We start from the raw sequence: 20561 nt of genomic DNA, 5'->3' as shown, positions 1-20561 counted from the left end.
TGCATCGGTTATCTATATTATCTATTCTATAGGTAATAATAGCTCAAATATAACGCCTTTTTCACCAGGTAAGTTTTCTGCGCTGATTTTAGCATGATGAAAATCGCTGATTAATTTAACAATATGTAACCCTAAACCGAGATGCGGGGTATCAGATTGCTTTCGATTCGAAACCATAGAGTCAAACAGTTGCGGGATATTATCACTGCTAAAGTGTGGACCTTGGTTTTCGATTTTTAATCGCAAATACTGACTTTGGTGACTGAGCTTAAAGCAAATAGGTGCCTCAACAGGCGCATAATCAACGGCATTACTAATCAGCTTGTCGAGTAATTGGACGATGAGCTCAGGCGCTAAATTGATAGTGTAATCATCCTGTTGGTCATATTCTAATTGAAACTGATGGCGGCTATAAATTTGTCGGTAAGCATCGGTTAGCTCTTCTAACATATCGTCAAACGGCACGACTTGCCACTGTGCATATTCAAAACTTTGTTCTAATTTGTTCGCTTCACTGAGGGCATTCAATGTTTGGCTTAGGCGGTTAGTACCTTGCATGGCACGAGTGAGGTATTTTGTTGCTTCTGGATCTAAGTTGGATAGCTCAAGATTTTCCAGCGATGTACGTATAACGGCCACGGGGGTTTTCAATTCATGGGACAGTTTATCTGCCAGTGAAGCAAGATAGTCAGTGTACTTACCTTGGTTGACTGTAAGTTGTTGCATTACACGAGATAAGTCACCTAGCTCATCGGGCAGTTTGCTGGCCTCTGGTACTGCCATTATCTTACCGTCACTATCAATTGCATCACGGTAGTTTTGTTTCATTTTCACAATGCGCCATGATAGTAGTGATGCAAAAGCAAACAATGCTAAGACGATGATTGCGATGATAGTAAAAAGTAATATCAATAACTGGTTTAACGCTTCGCTTGCTGACAGTAAGCTTTGTCGAGAATCTTGTACGGCAATAAAATAGAATGCTTGGCCATTAACGAGCATCGTTTTACTGTGTAGCTGCTTATTAATTGGGGAGTCTTGGTACCAAGTTGTTTGTCCTAGCTGTTGCGGTGATACCCAGCGACCTAAGCTTGTCGGTTCCCGCCAATAAGGTAATGAGTCGGAGGTAAACAACTTGTTGTAGATAGCATTGCTGAACCAAGATGGATCTACTTGATCGCTATTAATATCACTTTCACTATCTGAGTCATTTGTCATTTGATCTGCATGTAGTTGCCCAACCAACCAATACTGGCTATTGAGTAAATACAAACTCAGGCCGGGTTGTTGGTAGTTAGCGAGCTGCTGGTTTAAATCCAATTCTTCACGTACTAAACTGCGCTCGTAAGTCATGGTCGGTTTAGATTTAAAGTGTTGATTTATTTGTTGGTCATTAAGAATGAGATCAAAGCCAATTGCATTACTGGCTAAATCAATGGGTAGTGCAATTTCTATTGTGTAATGACCATCGCGCCATATCCATGAGCCCGCATCTCGGCTAGTTGTCATTGTTTGGCTAGTATTGTCCATTTCGACACGACCAGAGCCTTGTGGGTTAATTTGCCAATGTGAAACAAGTCCGGTTTTATTGATACTGCGGATATTAAGCTGATCTGTAGGTCGTCGTGGTTGCGTTGGATTATAATAATGCGGTGTGAGTGCAGAGGTCTGAATAAAGATATAGAGTAATTTATCATTTGCAGCTAACTTAAATTTAACCGTGGTAGTTGGCTTTGTTTCTGCGGATAACTCGGCCACGTAATCATAGGTATTAAGCTGAAACCAAGGGGTGGTTATATTATCCCAATCACTTTCTTCACCATCAAATCCGTCCAATAGCATTTTACTGTCCGTGAGGGCGGCGTAATAGTTACCTTGGTTGGTATTAAAATTGGCATGTTGGGATTGATTTAGTTGGCGTTGAAGTTGCTGTGTTGCCGCTGTCATTTGCACGTCGAGTAACTGACTGTGACTTTGGCGTAAACTTGTTTCTAAAATACTGACACTCTGACAACCAGCCCAAGGCAGTAATAACATTAAGCTGGCGACAAAGAGTAATTGCGTTTTTAAGTTAAAATGAAATCTCACTCAATAACCCAGCGATAACCCATGCCATAAGCAGTTTTGATGGCATTGAATTCGGCATCGATATAGCTAAACTTTTTGCGGATACGCTTGATGTGGGTGGTTATGGTGTTGTTATCTAACACTACGTGTGCGGCATCCATGAGTTGGTCTCTATTTTTAACCTGACCAGGGTATTTAGCAAGGGTATGCACAATCCAAAATTCGGTTAAGGTGAGCATAACAGTCTGATCCTGCCAGTATGTTTCAATACGCTCAACATTGATCCGTAATGAACCTCGGTTAAGCACTTGCTCGTCGCTAGAGAGTGGTTTTTTTAATGCTTGAATACGACGGAACAACGCTGCAACCCGGGCTAAAACTTGATGAATACTCACGTCTTTGGTTAAGTAATCATCTGCGCCAAGCCGTAACGCCGAAATTTCGTCAAGTTCACTGTTTCTCGCGGTTAAAAATATAATCGGTAGGGTTTCTGAAAGTTGGCGTAATGTACGACATAGTTCAAAACCACCCTCATATTCATCTTGTAAACCGACATCAATGATCGCCATATCAGGCAATACTAAAGCAAAAGCGGTGAGTGCATCTAGGCGATTATGAAAGATTGAAACCCGATAGCCGATCCGTTGTAATGCATCCCGATAATTCTCTGCGATATTTACTTCATCTTCAACGAGGGCAATATGTAATTGTTGTTTAATCATTCGGGCTGACTCATAAATCAAGAATGGGGAAGTGTGACTTGTAGGCTATGGTAGCAAGGATAAAAATATTAATACAGCGAAGGCGAGATTTATAGCGGGATAGGCTAATTCAACACAATAATAATTAACGTTTTGTGTTGAATTAGCTAAAGTATATCAAAAAATAGAGCGTTATCGAAGATGATAGAGAGTTAAGCTACATCAGCCTGTCTTATCCAGCGTAAATGGTTATTGCGTTTTCTTTCTACTACACCGAATGATAAGAATTCTTCAAAGGCACGTTCTATGTCTTCAACACTGAGTTTTAATATTTCAGCAATGTGCTTTTTAGAGCATCTTAAGTCTTGCTCTTGTGCTGCTTTTAAGACCGCGAGAGAACTTACTGACATTTGTTTTTCTATCAGCAGGGGCTGGTCTTCAATTTGTGCTGGAGCTTCAATTTCAATATAGTTTTGCGTTGCTAACAAGTGTAAACGCTCCGCTTTATCGGCTTTTTCTTGATTTTTCTTACGGACGATTGAATGACGGAAACGAAGTTCTTCACCAATTAAACCCACAAAGAATGCAGCAAAAATATCCAGTAAAACAGATAAGAAGATCACTAACCAAGATTGCGCATTTTCGGTCGTGGTATTAAGGATTTTAGCAAGACTTGCAATCAAACTAATAACCGAGCCATTTTCAGCGACAGGCACACTATCACGATCAATTCTAAGCTGTGTTTGTTTTTCACGTAGTACTTGGTTTTCTTTCTGGATGCGCGTTACCCCAAGCGAAATCATTTTTAATTCGAGGTATTTATCTGCAGCTTTATTATTTAGCGCAATCTCAGCATCGATAGCGAGAATTTGCTGATTTACAGCATTTACTTTACTCTCACGCTTATCAACATATTGTTGGGCGACATTTGTTGCGCTGTTGATACCACCGATACTACCGCCAATTGAAATAATGGCGAGAATACAATAGAACCCAAGGGCAATGATTGCGGCGTGAAATGCTTTACGGGCAATTCGTTCACCAAATTCATACCAAGCAAAGAATTTACCTAATTCGAAGATAACCGCTAAACTACCAAATAAAATTTGCATGAGCAGTTTATCGTGGATAGATAAAAACAGTAGTAGCGAAAATATTACCGATGCAGCAATGGCTGCGCCAGTAAAAGCGTACAAGCTACACATTGCAAGGGTGCCTTTAGGACGGCGAGTATATGTTAATGAAGAATCATGCATGTAAATATATCTTTAAGGCAGAAAAGTGATTAATTTGCAAGCATGTTAACACGGTAAATTAGTAACATATATCTACTTTCTAGTATTTTTATAAATGTGCATAATTCATACATTGTAGAATAAAGTTTGGTTAAAACTGCCAGAATAACCCCAGACTACCGACGATATATTCTTCATGTGCGTCTTCTTCGAAGTCAGGGCTCATCGCCACGACACTGAATTTAATGCCCACATTATGATAGTAAGCGAGCAAACCTGCAGCAAGCGTGCCTTGTAAGTTGTTTAACGTTACCTCAGGTACGATATCAGGTGTATCACCTTCGATAGTTATATCATTAAAACGATAGCGTACTTCTGCTGTCGCATAAACCATTATGCCGGAGCTATTTGGTGCTAACAACATGCCTTGTAAGCGGTGAGGGTGCAGACTGAGGTTGTTATAGTTAGCGCCTAAGTCAACGCCCCAGCGTACAGTACTACCAAACGCTGCTTCACTTTGATAATTACCCACTGCAAGACGTTGATAAACTGACAAATCCGATTCACCAATAAGCATGAGGGGACGACCAACCAGTTGATCTGCCTCGGCAGTGACTTGGTAAACAAGCTCATCTTCAACTTGATTGTCCCAGCCCTGTGGTGTTGTGGCATCGATTAATTCATGAATATATTTCTGAGTATCACCGGCTCTTGATTGCTCACCAACCGCACCGAATAACAACGACAAGCGATAAGAACTCACTGTGCTATAACCTAATACGCTGGCTTCGCCAAATAACAAACCAGCGTAGGGGCGTTCGTTAGGTTGGGGCGTTGTTTGTGATATATCACTGGGGGTCCACATTTGCTGACCGAACTGATAATTCACAGCATATTTAAGGGCATTCGGATCAAAAGCCGTTAATGCTTGCCAAAATTGGTTATTGAAAGCCGGCTCTTCTGAGGTGTAATTAATAAACACAGCATTGGTATAATTGCCATCTTCATTCGAGATCACGTCATTATGCATGCCAAACAACCAGCCGCTGGCAAAGCTCTGACTAAGAGGGCTTAAAGTTAATAATATAATGCTGCATAATTTAAAACGCATGAATTTTCCTTGTGTCATTATTCCGTCGTTATTTGTCTTGTGTATTAACAAATAACGTTAAGCATAAATTATACCAACAAATTATGTTAAAGCTCTATTTAATGCTTAAGTTTGTTTTCAATTCATGATTAATAGCTACGCAGTATTAGTGTTGCGATATAGCTAAGCATGGTTTTAGCTAAAAAAATTGCTTCGTACCAGTATACAAAGACATACTGAGAGCTAATCACTATTTGTATAAATGAGACAACAAGGATCGTTGTTTATTACTTCGCCCTAGTTACTGGTTACTTTGATGGGGAATGGAATTGAAATCACTAATAAAACGCTGTGGGTTAATTACCTTAGGCTTTATAACATCGAGCGTTATCACAAGTGTTAACGCTGAAATAAAAGTAAAGGGAAGTGCAAGCTTGGAGCAACGCATATTCCTAGACCGACCCGAACAGCCGGTGAATCCAGTGGATAGTAGTTACCCCTATCCGGTATATCACCAAGTATCCATAGCATTATCTCCGCATGTCGAGGCCACTTCAGAACGAAATAACATGGTATATACAGTGCATCCATTTATTCGTATTGATGAACGTGATGATGAGCGTACGCATATTGATTTGAGAGAATTTAAAGCGGCAGTAGTGACTAAAAAATGGCAAGCGTCTATCGGTTTCGATCAAGTTCACTGGGGAGTAATGGAGAATCACCATTTAGTCGATATTGTTAATCAAACAGATTATAACGAATCACCTAACGGAGAAGATAAACTGGGCCAACCCATGTTTAGGTTAGGTATTAATTTAAATGGTGCGCTACTTGAAGCGATGTTATTGATTGGCTATCGTGAGGCTGCTATGCCCACATCTGGCGCTCGTTTCAGTTTTGATAATGATTATAGCTATGAATATGAAGGTTGGGGAGAAGAGTACCATCCAGATGTTGCACTACGTTATAGTAAAAGTATCAAAAATATTGATGTTGGTGTGAGTTATTTTGGCGGACATACTCGTACGCCTGAATTGCTTAGCCAATCTGTTGGTGAGCCAGTTTGGTATGTCAATTTAGTTGATCAAATATCGGCAGACATTAATGCAGATTTGGGACGAATCGAATTAAAAGCAGAAGTGCTTTATAAGATAATTGACGATAAATCAACGCGCGCTATGGTGTTAGGCTCTGAGTTTAAGCTAATGCAAAATCAAAATGTCGGCGTTAATTTATTAGCTGAATATAGCTGGGATCAACATGGCGAAGAAGCATTTGATAATAGTTTTCAAAATGACATATTTGCGGGTGTCAGAGTCACTTTGAGTGGTATAAATGATAGCGAAATACTTATCGGTCATAACTATGATTTTGATTTTGGCTCTCAGCATGGTTTTGTTCAAGCAAAGGTAAATGTTACCAAAGCACTTTCTGTAGGGCTAGAAGGTTGGTGGTTTAATATTAGCGGTGACGATTATGCAAATAAAACCTTTAATGATGACAATATGATCCAGCTTAGCGGTTATTATAATTTTTAATGGTGTTGCACTCTTTATCTTTGCTTTAGAGACACTGTTAATCAAACATTTTTTCAGTTATTCTGATGACTAAGAGATTAGTTAATCGTATAAAAGGATTTTAGATGTTTAAGATAAATCAGTATTTTGATGGGCAAGTTGCTTCGATTGGTTTTAAAGAAGCGGATAAAGAAGCAAGTGTTGGTGTGATGGCTGTTGGCGAATATGAATTCGGTACGGCATTAGCAGAAGTGATGATAGTGATCACTGGTGCGTTAACAGTATTGTTGCCTGGACAATCTGACTGGCAGACATTCAATGCTGGCGAGCAATTTAATGTGCCCGGCGACAGTAAGTTTCAAGTTAAAGTCGTGCAAGAAACGGCGTATCTTTGCCAATATGGTTAATCACGTCGATTAATGAACTAGTATAGAAAAGGGCAAGTAAACGTGAAGTTTACTCGCCCTTTTTAGTCTCACCAGTTAACTATTAATTCATCGTTACTAGATTACTTTTTTGGTTTAGCATTAAACGCTGCAAGCTGTTCTTCAGTTGCTGGTAGCTGATGGTTTGCTTTCCATTCCGCATAAGTCATACCGTAGATACGTTCTCTTGCTTGATCGTCAGAGACATCCAACTCCAGCTCATCAGCTGCAGATTTATACCATTTACCTAAGCAATTACGGCAAAAATCAGCAAGGATCATTAAATCAATATTTTGAACTTGTTTGTTATCGTCTAAATGCGCTAATAAACGTTGTAATACTTTAGCGTCCAGTTGATCTTGTTGAGCTTGGGTTAATTCAGATTTACTCATTACGATTCCCTTGTTATTTGGCTGGCTTAATTAGACCAACAATATGGCAACTAAATACAACAACTGCAACAGCTAAGTAAATTGCTGAGGTTACAATTAACCATTGTGGCATTGTGTATGACAAGAACTGCCAGCTAATTTCATCACAAAATCCAGTTGGGTTAAACAACCACGGAGCCCATTCATGTAATGGTGCCCAGCTTGGGAAATTAGGGAAGAAGTCACATGTCGAAAACGGTGATGGATTAAGCTGAATATCCACGTGTTCCATGGAAATGCTTAAACTGTAGATTGCACTGACAAACCATAATGCAAAACCACTGAAACGTATAAATGGATTAGCAGGCGCAATAGCACCAACTAAACCTGCCAAAATAATACCCATCATGGCTACGCGTTCATAAACACATAATACGCAAGGACTGAGTTCCATAACATACTGGAAGAAAAGCGCTGATGCCTCTAATCCCATGCCAGTAAGCGCGAGTAAAACCCAAGGCAGGCGTTGTTTCGGAAGGTTAGAAATAAACTGGTACATATATTATCTCAAGTGAATTTAATGATTGCTTGCTGTTATATCATATTGTTAGTTTTGATATTGTCGCACGAGTGTAAAGCTATGTAAGAATAAAACTTATGTCAGAATTAAGCTATATCAAGCATAAAAAAACGCCGCATATAGCGACGTTTTTTAACTAAATTATTAACTATCTTATTAAGTCTAGTTAGTGAACTACAGATTTAACAACTTCTGCAGCACTATCGACGTGCGCACTAATTAAACCCATATCCAGCATCATCGTTGTCGCAGGCTCCAAGAAGTACATCAGTGAACCAAGACCAACTAAAGTCATCACAATCGTATACGGTAATGCCATGATAACCATACGGCCATATGATAAGCGTAACAGTGGCGCGACTGCTGATGTTAATAAGAATAGGAATGCCGCTTGTCCGTTTGGTGTTGCAACAGAAGGTAAGTTAGTACCTGTGTTAATTGCTACAGCAAGTAAGTCGAACTGATCTCGTGTGATAGTGCCATTGCCCAATGCCGCTTTTACTTCGGTAATATAAACTGTGCCAACGAATACATTGTCACTGACCATCGATAAGATACCATTTGCTAAGTAAAATAGCGGTAACTGCTGATGTGGGTCTGCAGCAAGTACTGCATTAATCAGTGGAATGAATAATTGTTGATCAATGATCACCGCAACAATAGTGAAGAATACCGCAAGTAATGCAGTGAAAGGTAGCGCTTCTTCAAATGCTTTACCTAACGCATGTTCTTCAGTAATACCGTTAAATGCCGTTGCCAGAATGATCACAGATAAACCGATTAGACCAACAGCAGCTAAGTGCATCGCTAGACCAATGATTAACCAAACACCAATTGCTGCTTGCGTATAAAGCTTTACACGTTCACGTTGGCTGCGGTTTGCATCTTCATGCTTATCAAAATCAACTAGAATGGTACGTACAGCAGGTGGTAACTCAGCACCGTAACCAAATACTTTAAATTTCTCAACAAGGAAACAGGTAAGCAGACCAAAGAAAAATACCGGTACTGTAATTGGCGACATGCGTAATGCAAACTCAACAAATTGCCAACCTGCTTGTTCTGCAATGATTAAATTTTGTGGTTCACCGACCATAGTACATACGCCACCTAACGCAGTACCTACACCTGCATGCATCATAAGGCTACGTAAGAACGCACGGTAATCATCAAGATCTTGACGCTTCAATTCACTAACCGTCGCATCATCAGTATGATCATGGTCATGTTTAAAGTCACGACCCGAGGCTACTTTGTGGTAGATACTATAGAAACCAATCGCAACACTAATTACTACGGCAATCACCGTGAGCGCGTCTAAGAATGCTGATAGGAATGCAGATACTACAGAGAAAGACAAAGCCAGCAATGCTTTAGATTTAATGTTAATCAACAATTTCGTGAAAACATAAAGCAATAATGACTTCATGAAGTAGATACCGGCAACCATGAATATTAATAGTAATAATACTTCGATATTACTGACTAGCTCATGCTGTACTTGATCTGCGGACGTCATACCAATCGCAACGGCTTCAATTGCAAGTAAACCACCAGGTTGAAGAGGGTAGCATTTAAGCGCCATTGCTAAAGTGAAAATAAACTCGGTAACTAATAACCAACCCGCAATAAATGGGTCAATGGCAAAGATAATCGGGTTTATAATAAGAAAGGCAATGATTGCAATTTTGTACCACTGAGGTGAGTTACCTAAGAAGTTTAGCTTTGCAGCCGTGGTAAGACTAATGTCCATTAGAGGTGTCCAATATTTGGTTTAAAGAATGATAAAACTGCGACATTCTAAGCATTTTTTGTGACGTACGCCATCATTTTTATTGATACAGATTATTGTTATTGCGAATAAAGATATTTTAATATTTAAGTCGGAGAATAATTATTCTAATGATAGGATCTAATTTAAATCTGGTCGGACGAGCCTGTGAATGCTAACATTCAAAAAGATACAACCTGTTATATTTCCAAATGAGAAGTTAAATGGATATTGCTAATAGTAAAACAACAAGTAAAAAGCGTCAGAATGACGGTATTATTAAAGCTAAAAGCCCAGCTGGCTTTGCTGAAGAATACCTCATCGAATCAATTTGGAAAAACCGTTTTCCTCCAGGTTCAATTCTTCCTGCAGAAAGAGAACTTTCTGAGCTTATTGGTGTTACCCGAACGACGCTACGTGAAGTACTCCAACGTTTAGCACGTGATGGTTGGCTCACTATTCGTCACGGAAAGCCGACTCAAGTGAATAATTTTTGGGAAACATCGAGTCTTTCAATTCTCGAAGATTTAGTTCGATTAGATCCTGAACGTTTACCAGAGCTGATTAGTGACCTATTATCAGCCCGCACAAATATTAGTGTTATTTTTATTCGTGCTGCGATCAAACGTGACCCTGAACGTGTCGTCGAGATTCTTAATGAAGCAGAACTGCTTGCAGATGATAAGGATGCGTATACTGCATATGATTATAGTATGCTACATAAATTAGCCTTTTTATCGGGTAATTTAGTATATGCGTTGATCTTGAATGGCTTTGATAATATGTACCGTATTCTAGGTAAAATATATTTTGATTATCCTGAAGCCCGTGCACTGGCTAAAAATTTCTATAGCGAACTGAAAGAGATCGCGCAGAATAATCAAGCTGATGAAAGTTTAAATGTTATTCGTAATTACGGTATGAATTCAGGCCTACTTTGGCAGCAATACCGTGATGAAACATGGGATGATATTTGCGTCGCTTTTGAACAACGCATTAAATAATATTTACGCAATTATTTTATATAAAAAAACCAGTCATTGACTGGTTTTTCTCGTTAAGCCGTAGGCGTTATGCTCTGACAGAGCAATTCAATATTACCGTTTGCTTGGACTTGCTCTAACTTAACATCAAAGCCCCATAAGCGATGTAGATGTTTCATTACTTCTTGCGCTGATTTACTCTCCAGCGGTATATCTTGATGCGGCACATAACGTAGTGTTAAAGAACGGTCACCCTTCCTATCAACATTAAACACCTGAATGTTAGGTTCATTGTTACTTAAATTATATTGGGCGGATAACTTATCACGCAATTGTTGATAGCCTTCTTCATTATGAATTGCTGATACTTCAATATATTTACTACTGTCATTATCTTCGATCGAAAACAAGTGCATATCACGCATTACTTTTGGTGATAAATATTGGCTAATAAAACTCTCATCTTTAAAGTTTTGCATGGCAAAATGCAATGTGTCTAACCAGTCACTACCGGCAATATCAGGGAACCAGGCTTTATCTTCTGCTGTCGGGTGTTCACAGATGCGGCGAATATCGATAAACATCGCAAACCCAAGTGCATATGGATTCATTCCTGAGTAGTAAGGGCTGTTATACGCCGGCTGTGCAATAACATTGGTATGATTATGCAATATCTCTAACATAAATTTATCGGATACTAAGCCTTCGTCATACAGGTGGTTAGTAATGGTATAATGCCAAAATGTTGCCCAGCCTTCATTCATTACTTGAGTTTGTTTTTGTGGATAAAAATATTGACTTATCTTGCGGACGATTCGGATGATTTCACGCTGCCAAGACTGCAATAACGGTGCGTTTTTCTCTACGAAATACAATATGTTTTCTTGTGGTTCTACTGGAAAGTTAGGTTCAACAGGTTCTACTTTTTCATTATTTCGGGGTAGGGTGCGCCACAGTTCATTTACTTGAGTTTGTAAATAATCAGTACGTTCTTGTTGTCGACGTTTTTCTTCACTTAATGATGGCTCACTTGGACGTTTATAACGGTCGACACCATAACTCATTAACGCATGGCATGAATCGACAATATTTTCGACTGCATCAATCCCGTACTTTTGTTCACATTCTGCGATATAGTTCTTGGAGAATAACAAGTAATCTATGATTGATTCTGCGTCTGTCCATGACTTGAAGAGATAATTGCCTTTAAAAAAAGAATTATGGCCATAACACGCATGCGCGACCACTAACGCTTGCATCGGTATGGTGTTTTCTTCCATTAAGTAGGCGATACAAGGACTGGAATTAATGACAATTTCATACGCCAGTCCCATTTGACCTCGTTTGTAGCTTTGCTCGGTTTGAATGAACTTCTTACCAAAGCTCCAGTGGTTATAGCCAATCGGCATCCCTACTGAAGAGTAAGCATCCATCATTTGCTCTGCGGTGATCACTTCTATTTGATTGGGGTAAGTATCAAGTCGGTAGTGTTCGGCAATACGTTTTATTTCGACATGATATTCTTCAAGTAATGGGAAGTTCCAATCAGGACCATCGCTGAGTTGCTTTACTTCATCTTTTAACATATAGATTCCCCTAAGCGGCCTGTTTCTTGAATAGTTCACGGAATACAGGATAAATATCTTCGAGCTGACGAATGTGTTGTAAGGCGAATTGAGAGTACTCTTCTGCTACTTTTTCATATTCACGCCATAATGTTTGATGCGCTCGATTGGTTATTTCTATATAGCTGAAATAGCGTACTTTCGGCATGATTTTATCCACTAAAATCTTGCGGCATAGCGGTGAGTCGTCAGCCCAATTATCACCATCAGAAGCTTGCGCTGCATAGATGTTCCATTCACTTGCTGGGAACTTATCTGTGACAATTTTATCCATGAGCTTTAAAGCTGACGATACGATCGTACCACCTGTCTCTTGTGAATAAAAAAACTCATGCTCATCAACTTCTTTTGCTTGTGTATGGTGACGTATGTAAACCACTTCAATTTTTTTATAAGTACGGGTTAAGAACAAATAGAGTAAAATGTAGAAGCGTTTCGCCATGTCTTTAGTTGGTTGATCCATTGAACCGGATACATCCATCAGACAAAACATCACCGCTTGGCTATTGGGCACTGCGTATTGCTCAAAATTGTTATAGCGTAAATCAAAGGTATCGATGAACGGCACTTTACTAATTCGTTCTTTTAATTCAGCTATTTCTTTTTTAAGTTCGTCGACAAATTGGCCTTCAATTTCGCCGCGTTGTGTTAACTCGTCAACTTGCAGTTGTAATGCTTTTACTTTGCGTTTTTTACCGCCAGATAATGCAGTACGTCTAGCGAGTGAATTTTGTAATGATTTAACAATCGCGATGTTACCTGGGTTACCGTTTGAGGTATAACCTGCGCGATGGGTTTTCATTTCAACAATACTGTTGAATTGGTTTTCTTGTAAATTGGGTAACTCTAAATCTTCAAATAACAGATCAAGATACTCGTCTTTGGATATTTGAAAATTAAATTCATCATTACCTTCACCGCTGTCACTGGCTTCTCCACCACCTGCGCCTGAACCACCTCCGGCTGGTGGGCGATTGATTTTATCGCCGGTAATAAATTGGTCGTTACCTGGGTGAACAATCGTGCGTTCACCGCCTTTACCTTGATGAAACATAGGTTCTGAGATGTCACGAGTTGGAATACTGACACTTTCTCCAGATGTAATATCCTGGATACTGCGATTGTTTACAGCATCAGATACCGCCTTTTTTATTTGTGAGTTATAACGACGCATAAAGCGTTGTCGATTAACGGTGCTTTTATTCTTACCGTTTAATCTGCGATCAATAAAATGTGCCATCTCATACCCCCTAACAAAATCTATTATGATGATTTACGTACACGTAAATACCATTCTGACAACAGTCTAACTTGTTTCTTGGTATAGCCTTTCTCCATCATACGGGCTACAAAGTTGTCATGTTTTTGCTGTTCATCGGTGGATGTTTTACCGTTAAATGAGATAACGGGTAACAACTCTTCAGTGTTGGAGAACATTTTCTTCTCGATAACCGTACGGAGTTTTTCGTAGCTGACCCAAGCTGGGTTTTTACCACTGTTATTGGCTCTGGCACGCAATACGAAATTGACGATTTCATTACGGAAATCTTTCGGATTACTGATACCCGCTGGTTTTTCAATTTTTTCCAAGTCGTTATTTAATGCTTCCCTATCAAATAATTGACCTGTATCAGGATCGCGAAACTCTTGGTCTTGGATCCAGAAATCAGCATAAGTGACATAGCGGTCGAAGATGTTTTGACCGTACTCAGAGTAAGATTCTAAATACGCGGTTTGAATTTCTTTGCCGATAAATTCAACATATTTCGGGATCAAGTAACCTTTCAAGAACTCTAAATAACGGTCCGCAATATCTTGAGGGAATTGCTCACGTTCAATTTGCTGTTCGAGTACATAGAAAAGGTGCACCGGGTTGGCTGCCACTTCAACATGATCAAAGTTGAATACTTTGGATAAAATCTTATAAGCAAAACGGGTTGATAGCCCTGACATACCTTCATCGACACCCGCATAATCACGATACTCTTGATATGACTTGGCTTTCGGGTCGGTATCTTTTAAGGTTTCGCCATCATAAACGCGCATTTTTGAGTAGATAGATGAGTTTTCAGGGTCTTTAATACGAGATAGTACGGTGAACTGAGCAAGTGCATCGAGTGTACCTGGTGCACACTTAGCATTATGCAGCGCACTGTTTTCAAGTAATTTACGATAAATTGCTTGTTCTTCACTAATGCGTAAGCAGTAGGGTACTTTAACAATATAAACACGGTCTAAAAACGCTTCGTTGTTTTTATTGTTACGGAATGTTTGCCACTCAGATTCATTCGAGTGAGCAAGGATTATCCCTTCGAAAGGCAAGGCTGATAGACCTTCGGTACTGTTATAGTTACCTTCCTGTGTTGCGGTAAGTAGGGGATGGAGCACTTTAATCGGTGCTTTAAACATCTCTACAAATTCCATCACACCTTGGTTGGCTTTACAGAGTGCGCCAGAGTAACTGTATGCATCAGGATCATCTTGTGAGAAATGTTCTAATTGACGAATATCCACCTTACCCACGAGCGATGAAATATCTTGGTTATTTTCGTCCCCAGGTTCGGTTTTAGCAATGGCAATCTGATGGAGGATTGATGGACGGACTTTCTCCACTTTGAACTTAGTGATATCACCACCAAACTCTTTTAAGCGTTTCGCTGCCCAAGGTGACATTACGTGGCCAAGATAACGTGTTGGAATACCGAATTCACTGCGTAAAATATTGGCATCTTCATTGACGTCAAATAGACTAAATGGATGGTCGTTGACAGGTGAACCTTTAATGCGATAAATAGCTTCGTTTTGCATCAGGTCTTTGAGTTTTTCTGCTAAAGATGATTTACCACCCCCAACAGGCCCCAATAAATACAAAATTTGTTTCTTTTCTTCTAATCCTTGCGCTGAGTGTTTTAGGTAAGCCACGATTTGTTCAATGGCATCTTCCATGCCATAGAAATCTTTAAAAGCGGGATAGCGTGCAACAACGCGGTTTGAAAATAATCGGCTCAGGCGAGAATCAGTCGCGGTATCGACCATTTCTGGCTCACCGATTGCGTGTAGTAATCTTTCAGCTGCAGATGCATATACAGTTTTGTCGTCACGACATAAATCCAAAAACTCTTGGATCGTATATTCTTCTTCACGACTTTCTTCGTATCTTTGCTGATAATGTTCAAAAATACCCATAGGTAACCCCCAAAATGTAATTACTTGCATCTGCAGAAATTGGCATCTACAAGTCTGAAGTTTTTCTTACTTCTTTTCTAAATTTAGACTTTGATTTCAAAATTGCGCAATTAAATTGCGGTTTTATAAGCATTTTATTGTTCTTATAGCGTTACGTTATGCGTTATGTTTGAATTTATAGACGTCATTTATTAGTGAGTTAGATTTGGCTAGAGTTGTTTAGCGGGTCTTTATAGTGCAAGTTGTAGTTATGGCGATATATACATCAAGTATAGCCTACGAAAATATGATTAAATATTTTAGGATTGAGATTCAGGACGTACACAGCTTAATTGAAGTACTCAATTGATTGGCAGACTTACGCTAAATGCAGGTTAACGTAAGTCTGGATTGATGTGTGGCTATGCTGTTATGGATTCGTGAAGTAGTTTATTCAGCATGCGCATTGTTGCTTGAACCCCGGCAAATACTTGGTTCGAGCTGACGCCACGGGTGCGAAAGGTTTTGTTATCTTGTTCCCAAGTAATGAAACTTTCGGTAAGGGCACTGGTCTTGCCGCCTGGCGGAATACGTACTTGGTAATTTTCTAAATTAGGGAATTCAAAACCAACCTTTGGCATTATAGCTTGTATCGCCATGCTGAATGCATCAAAACCGCCGTTACCAGAACCGGCTGATTTATATATTTCATCACCAATACGAACACGGATACTGGCAGTCGAGTCTACGTTTAACCCCGATGTTATTGAGCAGTTGAGCAGTTCAATGTGCGAGTAATCTTTACTTTCTAATAGGTCAGCAATGATGAAAGGCAGGTCTTCAGGCGTGATAATGGCCTTTTGATCGCCGAGTGTGACAATGCGTTCGAGTAGTTTCGTTTTTTGCTCTGCAGTTAAATCAATATTTAAGTCTGCTAAGTTTTTCTCAAGCGATGCCTTGCCACTCATTTTACCGAGTGCATAAGTGCGTGTACGCTCGAATCGCTCAGGGCCTAATACCGTTTGATATAAGCCACCTTTATTATCACCATCAGCATGGATACCACTGGTTTGGGTAAACACGTCAGCGCCAATAATAGGGGCGTTTGCAGGGGTTATTTTACCTGAGAAATTTTCAATCATTTGGCTGATCTGATGGATACGCTGTTCGTTGATTGATGATTCTATGCCGAGTTTATCTTTTAATACTACCGCAACTTCTGCCAATGACGCATTACCAGCTCGTTCACCTAGGCAGTTAACCGTACAATGGATGGCGCTAATCCCAACTTTGGCTGCAGCTAATGCATTTGCTGTTGCTAAGCCATAATCATTGTGTGGGTGAAAATCAAATTGCAGTTGCGGGAAACGACTGATCATATCCGACAGACTGGTATGCACTTCATCTGGAGACATGACACCTAGCGTGTCTGGTAACATGTAGTGTTGAATCGGTAAATCGGATAGTTCAGTGATCATGTTATAAACATAGTCAGGATTATCGCTATAACCATTAGACCAATCTTCAAGATAGATGTTAACCGTTAAACCTTGCTCCATAGCATAATGGATGGTTTCTCTTACATCTGAAATATGTGCAGCAGGGGTTTTACGTAATTGTTCAGTACAGTGTTTCTCACTGCCTTTGGTTAATAGGTTAATGACTTTAGCACCACTGGATTTAATCCAGTCAACGCTTTTGGTATGGTCAACAAAGCCTAATATTTCAATACGTTCAGCAACTTGTTCTTGTTCCGCCCATTGCATTAATGAGGATACTGCGTTTTTTTCACCTAGCGATACACGTGCAGAAGCAACTTCAATGCGATCTACATTAAGAGATTGGAGTAGGGCTTTGGCAATACTGACTTTTTCTTCGGGAGTGAAGGAGACACCTTGGGTTTGCTCTCCATCGCGTAGAGTAGTATCCATTAACTGGATTCGAGGGCGCATGATTTCCATATTTGCTACCTGCTTCAAATTGTAGGGAAAGAGCGGATAGAATATAACTATCCACTTTATAACTATCCGCTTTAAGCCGTTACTTCAGTCGAGTCTACAATAGTGCTGTAGTGTCGCTATTGCAGAGTCGGATTGAATTATTAGCTCGCTTCAGTCCACAACCATGGGAACTGTTGCTTATTTTTTTCTTCGAACTCAGTAATTTTACCTTCATGCTTTAATGTCCATGAGATATCATCAGCACCTTCAATAAGGCTCTGTTTACGGAATTCGTCAACTTCGATAGTAATAACAATACCACCTGGCGTTGTTACTGTTTGCGCGGGTAGGTCAATAGTGAACTCAACACCTTCGTTTGCTTCTATTTCAGCCATTAATGCAGCTAATTCATCTTTGCTTACACGGATTGGTAAAATACCATTTTTGAAGCAGTTCGAATAAAAAATATCAGCGTAACTTGTAGATATTACGGTATTGAAACCAAAGTCTTCAATTGCCCATGGCGCATGTTCGCGTGATGAACCACAACCAAAGTTATCGCCTGCAACTAGGATCTTAGCACCCTTAAAAGCAGGTTTGTTTAATTCAAATGCCGGATTTTCATCTCCGTTATCTAGAAAACGCCAGTCATGAAATAAGTGAATACCGAAACCAGTACGTTCAACTTTTTTCAAAAACTGTTTTGGGATGATTTGATCTGTATCTACGTTACTACGATTCATCAATGCAGCAACACTAGTATGATTTTTATATGCTTTCATTTTAATTCCTTGATCACTAATGTGCTAAAGCTTACGCCCAGTTACGGATGTCAACAAAATGGCCTTCAATTGCTGCAGCGGCAGCCATTGCTGGAGATACGAGGTGAGTACGACCACCTTTACCTTGTCGACCTTCAAAGTTACGGTTTGACGTAGATGCACTACGTTGACCTTCACTAAGTTGATCGCCATTCATTGCTAAGCACATTGAACAACCTGGTTCACGCCATTCCCAACCGGCATCCATTAAGATCTTATCTAGACCTTCTTTTTCTGCTTGTTCTTTCACAAGGTAAGAACCCGGTACAGCAATAGCTTGTACTGCAGCACTTACTTTTTTGCCTTTAGTCATTTCAGCAATCGCACGGAAGTCTTCAATACGACCGTTGGTGCAAGAACCAACAAATACTAAATCAATTTTAATATCCGTGATTGGTGCGCCAGCAGTAATGCCCATGTAAGACAATGCGCCTTTACATGCAGACGATTTAATGACGTCATCAAAATCAGTTGGAGACGGAATGTTTGCAGTCACAGGTGAAACTTGTTCTGGCGATGTGCCCCAAGTTACTTGTGGTGCAATATCTTCGGCTTTAAGCTCAACAATAGTGTCAAATTCAGCGCCATCATCCGTTGGTAACGATTTCCAGTATGCTAGTGCAGCAGCCCAGTGATCGCCTTTAGGTGCAAATTCTTTGCCTTCAATGTAATCGAAAGTCGTTTGATCTGGTGCGATTAGACCCGCACGAGCACCACCTTCGATTGCCATGTTACAAAGGGTCATACGACCTTCCATTGTTAAGTCGCGAATTGCTGAACCCGCGAATTCAATAACATGACCAGTACCGCCAGCAGTCCCGATTTTACCGATAACAGCAAGCGCGATATCTTTAGCTGTAGAGAACTTAGATAGTTGACCTTCGACGCTTACTAGCATCGTTTTAGATTTTTTCTGTTGTAACGTTTGAGTTGCCATTACATGCTCAACTTCAGACGTACCGATACCGAATGCTAACGCACCAAATGCACCGTGTGTTGCTGTGTGAGAATCACCACATACAGCAGTCATACCTGGGTGGATAAAACCATGTTCAGGTACCACAATATGAATAACACCGTTGTTAGCATTATCCATGTCATAAATTAGTAGGTCGTGTTCTTCACAGTTATCCGCCATTGTTTGGATCTGTTTTGCGGCAATTGGATCTTTAATTGGCAGGTGGCGGTCAACCGTTGGTACGCAGTGATCCATCGTTGCTAGGATACTATGTTTGTTACGTACTGGACGTTGTTGAATCTTTAAACCTTCAAACGCTTGAGGACTTGTTACTTCATGCATCAAATGACGATCGATATAAAGTATTGGAGTTCCATTCTCTGGTTCATGAACTAAGTGAGAATCCCAAATCTTTTCATACATTGTTTTTTTCATTGCTTTGCTTCCCTTCTCATCAAGCGAGATATTAATATTTCTTATCCCTCGATACTATGACAATAGTGTGACCTTCTTCAAGAACATAATTTCATAAAAAGTTGTAATTATAATTGTCCAGTTGTCTATAGTTTCAATAAATAGTATTTAATTGGTTTTAAATATCGCAAATATGTTAAAAAGCAGTTTGAGATGTTACTGCTTTTGCTTTTTTTGGGGTTATTTATTTTTTACAATATGTTAGTTTTTTTTGCTTTACTGCTTATCAATGTTGTAAATAAAGTAATTTCAGCCATTTTAAGGTCTTGATGGTAGAAATATCCATATAACCTATGCTTAGGTTAAGTAATAGCCATGCATTATTTCAATTGGTTAACATATTAAAGGGGTAAGGGAATGAATTCTTTAAAAGTATCTGATTATATGCAGTTACGGCCAGTTAAGTTAACTGTAGATATGCCTGTTGCGACAGCTGTCGATAAGCTGTTAAAATCGGCTCATATTGGTGCTCCTGTGGTGGATGATAATGATGCGCTTGTGGGATGGGTTTCCGAACAAGATTGCTTAGCAACGTTATTGGAATCGAGTTATTACTGCGAAGAGGTCGCGATTGTCGGTGACTTGATGAGATCTGATGTGCTTACAGCTAGGTCTGAAGACAGTATTATTGAATTAGCACAGAAAATGGTATCAGCAAAACCTAAGAGCTACCCTGTGATTGACGAGCATGGCGTGGTAGTTGGGATTATTTCACGTCGTGATGTACTCAAAGCAATGGATAAACAGCAGCAATCTTGCTACGAAAAATGCCGTTAATATTGAGTTAAGTTTAATTTAGGAACTGTTAGTTTGGTTACTTTTAGTTAATTTTAAT

17 protein-coding genes are annotated in these 20561 nt (G+C 39.7%); 4 read left to right on the top strand and 13 right to left on the bottom strand.

Annotated features, from left to right (window positions below):
- Positions 1-21 precede the first annotated feature (21 nt).
- The 4 genes from CXF93_RS13295 to CXF93_RS13280 all read right to left on the bottom strand — a co-directional run bounded on the left by CXF93_RS13295 (position 22) and on the right by CXF93_RS13280 (position 5114).
- Positions 22-2088 (bottom strand): ATP-binding protein, encoded by a 2067-nt coding sequence (locus CXF93_RS13295; protein WP_101062969.1) that lies wholly within the window; start codon positions 2086-2088, stop codon positions 22-24.
- Positions 2085-2789 carry a proteobacterial dedicated sortase system response regulator gene (gene pdsR / locus CXF93_RS13290; protein ID WP_101062968.1) on the bottom strand — a complete coding sequence of 235 codons (705 nt, stop codon included), beginning with the start codon at positions 2787-2789 and terminating at the stop codon, positions 2085-2087. Before pdsR ends, CXF93_RS13295 begins: the two co-directional genes overlap by 4 nt.
- A 191-nt stretch (positions 2790-2980) precedes the next feature.
- The gene (locus CXF93_RS13285) at positions 2981-4024 is read right to left on the bottom strand and encodes a Preprotein translocase subunit SecY (protein ID WP_101062967.1); all 1044 of its coding nucleotides are present in this window, start codon (positions 4022-4024) and stop codon (positions 2981-2983) included.
- A 130-nt stretch (positions 4025-4154) separates the two neighbouring features.
- On the bottom strand, positions 4155-5114 hold the full coding sequence (locus CXF93_RS13280) for a lipid A deacylase LpxR family protein (protein WP_101062966.1): 960 nt from the start codon (positions 5112-5114) through the stop codon (positions 4155-4157).
- A 302-nt stretch (positions 5115-5416) separates the two neighbouring features.
- Between CXF93_RS13280 and CXF93_RS13275 the strand changes: the two genes are divergently transcribed.
- Positions 5417-6634, top strand: coding sequence for a hypothetical protein (locus tag CXF93_RS13275; protein ID WP_232784204.1), 1218 nt, complete (start codon positions 5417-5419; stop codon positions 6632-6634).
- Positions 6635-6738: 104 nt separating this feature from the next.
- The gene (locus tag CXF93_RS13270; protein WP_101062965.1) at positions 6739-7020 is read left to right on the top strand and encodes a pyrimidine/purine nucleoside phosphorylase; all 282 of its coding nucleotides are present in this window, start codon (positions 6739-6741) and stop codon (positions 7018-7020) included.
- Between the two features lie 101 nt (positions 7021-7121).
- Here the strand turns inward: CXF93_RS13270 and CXF93_RS13265 are convergent, their stop codons facing one another.
- The 3 genes from CXF93_RS13265 to nhaB all read right to left on the bottom strand — a co-directional run bounded on the left by CXF93_RS13265 (position 7122) and on the right by nhaB (position 9742).
- Positions 7122-7430 carry a DUF1244 domain-containing protein gene (locus CXF93_RS13265; protein ID WP_101062964.1) on the bottom strand — a complete coding sequence of 103 codons (309 nt, stop codon included), beginning with the start codon at positions 7428-7430 and terminating at the stop codon, positions 7122-7124.
- 13 nt (positions 7431-7443) lie between these two features.
- Positions 7444-7968: a disulfide bond formation protein DsbB gene (gene dsbB, locus CXF93_RS13260; RefSeq protein ID WP_101062963.1), complete on the bottom strand. Its 525-nt coding sequence runs from the start codon at positions 7966-7968 to the stop codon at positions 7444-7446.
- Positions 7969-8155: 187 nt separating this feature from the next.
- Complete coding sequence (gene nhaB, locus CXF93_RS13255) at positions 8156-9742, bottom strand: sodium/proton antiporter NhaB (protein WP_101062962.1); 1587 nt, start codon at positions 9740-9742, stop codon at positions 8156-8158.
- 242 nt (positions 9743-9984) lie between these two features.
- Here nhaB and fadR point away from each other — a divergent pair, with 242 nt between their 5' ends.
- On the top strand, positions 9985-10764 hold the full coding sequence (fadR, locus tag CXF93_RS13250) for a fatty acid metabolism transcriptional regulator FadR (RefSeq protein ID WP_101062961.1): 780 nt from the start codon (positions 9985-9987) through the stop codon (positions 10762-10764).
- Between the two features lie 53 nt (positions 10765-10817).
- Here fadR and CXF93_RS13245 read toward each other — a convergent pair whose 3' ends face one another.
- From CXF93_RS13245 to leuC, 6 genes are all read right to left on the bottom strand, one after another.
- Positions 10818-12329 (bottom strand): SpoVR family protein, encoded by a 1512-nt coding sequence (locus CXF93_RS13245; RefSeq protein WP_101062960.1) that lies wholly within the window; start codon positions 12327-12329, stop codon positions 10818-10820.
- A gap of 10 nt (positions 12330-12339) precedes the next feature.
- A complete protein-coding gene (locus CXF93_RS13240; RefSeq protein ID WP_101062959.1) occupies positions 12340-13608 on the bottom strand; it encodes a YeaH/YhbH family protein in 1269 nt (422 codons plus the stop codon).
- Positions 13609-13631: 23 nt separating this feature from the next.
- The gene (locus tag CXF93_RS13235) at positions 13632-15554 is read right to left on the bottom strand and encodes a PrkA family serine protein kinase (RefSeq protein ID WP_101062958.1); all 1923 of its coding nucleotides are present in this window, start codon (positions 15552-15554) and stop codon (positions 13632-13634) included.
- A gap of 401 nt (positions 15555-15955) precedes the next feature.
- A complete protein-coding gene (locus CXF93_RS13230; protein WP_232784203.1) occupies positions 15956-17485 on the bottom strand; it encodes an alpha-isopropylmalate synthase regulatory domain-containing protein in 1530 nt (509 codons plus the stop codon).
- A 149-nt stretch (positions 17486-17634) separates the two neighbouring features.
- Positions 17635-18255 (bottom strand): 3-isopropylmalate dehydratase small subunit, encoded by a 621-nt coding sequence (gene leuD, locus CXF93_RS13225; RefSeq protein WP_101062956.1) that lies wholly within the window; start codon positions 18253-18255, stop codon positions 17635-17637.
- 31 nt (positions 18256-18286) lie between these two features.
- The gene (gene leuC / locus CXF93_RS13220; RefSeq protein WP_101062955.1) at positions 18287-19687 is read right to left on the bottom strand and encodes a 3-isopropylmalate dehydratase large subunit; all 1401 of its coding nucleotides are present in this window, start codon (positions 19685-19687) and stop codon (positions 18287-18289) included.
- Positions 19688-20083: 396 nt separating this feature from the next.
- Here leuC and CXF93_RS13215 point away from each other — a divergent pair, with 396 nt between their 5' ends.
- Complete coding sequence (locus CXF93_RS13215) at positions 20084-20503, top strand: CBS domain-containing protein (protein ID WP_101062954.1); 420 nt, start codon at positions 20084-20086, stop codon at positions 20501-20503.
- Positions 20504-20561: the final 58 nt, after the last annotated feature.

Origin of the sequence: Moritella sp. Urea-trap-13 (assembly GCF_002836355.1) — a bacterium.
In the GTDB taxonomy this organism is placed as follows: Bacteria; Pseudomonadota; Gammaproteobacteria; order Enterobacterales; family Moritellaceae; genus Moritella.
Note: the sequence above shows the minus strand (reverse complement) of the source record. Positions and strands in the feature narration are given on the sequence as shown.

Coding starts and splice junctions, on each gene's coding strand:
- CXF93_RS13230 (WP_232784203.1), bottom strand. CDS start 17,485: ATGCGCCCTCGAATCCAGTTAATGGATACTACTCTACGCGATGGAGAG.
- CXF93_RS13280 (WP_101062966.1), bottom strand. CDS start 5,114: ATGCGTTTTAAATTATGCAGCATTATATTATTAACTTTAAGCCCTCTT.
- CXF93_RS13240 (WP_101062959.1), bottom strand. CDS start 13,608: ATGGCACATTTTATTGATCGCAGATTAAACGGTAAGAATAAAAGCACC.
- fadR (WP_101062961.1), top strand. CDS start 9,985: ATGGATATTGCTAATAGTAAAACAACAAGTAAAAAGCGTCAGAATGAC.
- CXF93_RS13275 (WP_232784204.1), top strand. CDS start 5,417: ATGGAATTGAAATCACTAATAAAACGCTGTGGGTTAATTACCTTAGGC.
- CXF93_RS13245 (WP_101062960.1), bottom strand. CDS start 12,329: ATGTTAAAAGATGAAGTAAAGCAACTCAGCGATGGTCCTGATTGGAAC.
- CXF93_RS13270 (WP_101062965.1), top strand. CDS start 6,739: ATGTTTAAGATAAATCAGTATTTTGATGGGCAAGTTGCTTCGATTGGT.
- leuC (WP_101062955.1), bottom strand. CDS start 19,687: ATGAAAAAAACAATGTATGAAAAGATTTGGGATTCTCACTTAGTTCAT.
- nhaB (WP_101062962.1), bottom strand. CDS start 9,742: ATGGACATTAGTCTTACCACGGCTGCAAAGCTAAACTTCTTAGGTAAC.
- CXF93_RS13215 (WP_101062954.1), top strand. CDS start 20,084: ATGAATTCTTTAAAAGTATCTGATTATATGCAGTTACGGCCAGTTAAG.
- CXF93_RS13285 (WP_101062967.1), bottom strand. CDS start 4,024: ATGCATGATTCTTCATTAACATATACTCGCCGTCCTAAAGGCACCCTT.
- CXF93_RS13235 (WP_101062958.1), bottom strand. CDS start 15,554: ATGGGTATTTTTGAACATTATCAGCAAAGATACGAAGAAAGTCGTGAA.
- leuD (WP_101062956.1), bottom strand. CDS start 18,255: ATGAAAGCATATAAAAATCATACTAGTGTTGCTGCATTGATGAATCGT.
- dsbB (WP_101062963.1), bottom strand. CDS start 7,968: ATGTACCAGTTTATTTCTAACCTTCCGAAACAACGCCTGCCTTGGGTT.
- CXF93_RS13265 (WP_101062964.1), bottom strand. CDS start 7,430: ATGAGTAAATCTGAATTAACCCAAGCTCAACAAGATCAACTGGACGCT.
- pdsR (WP_101062968.1), bottom strand. CDS start 2,789: ATGATTAAACAACAATTACATATTGCCCTCGTTGAAGATGAAGTAAAT.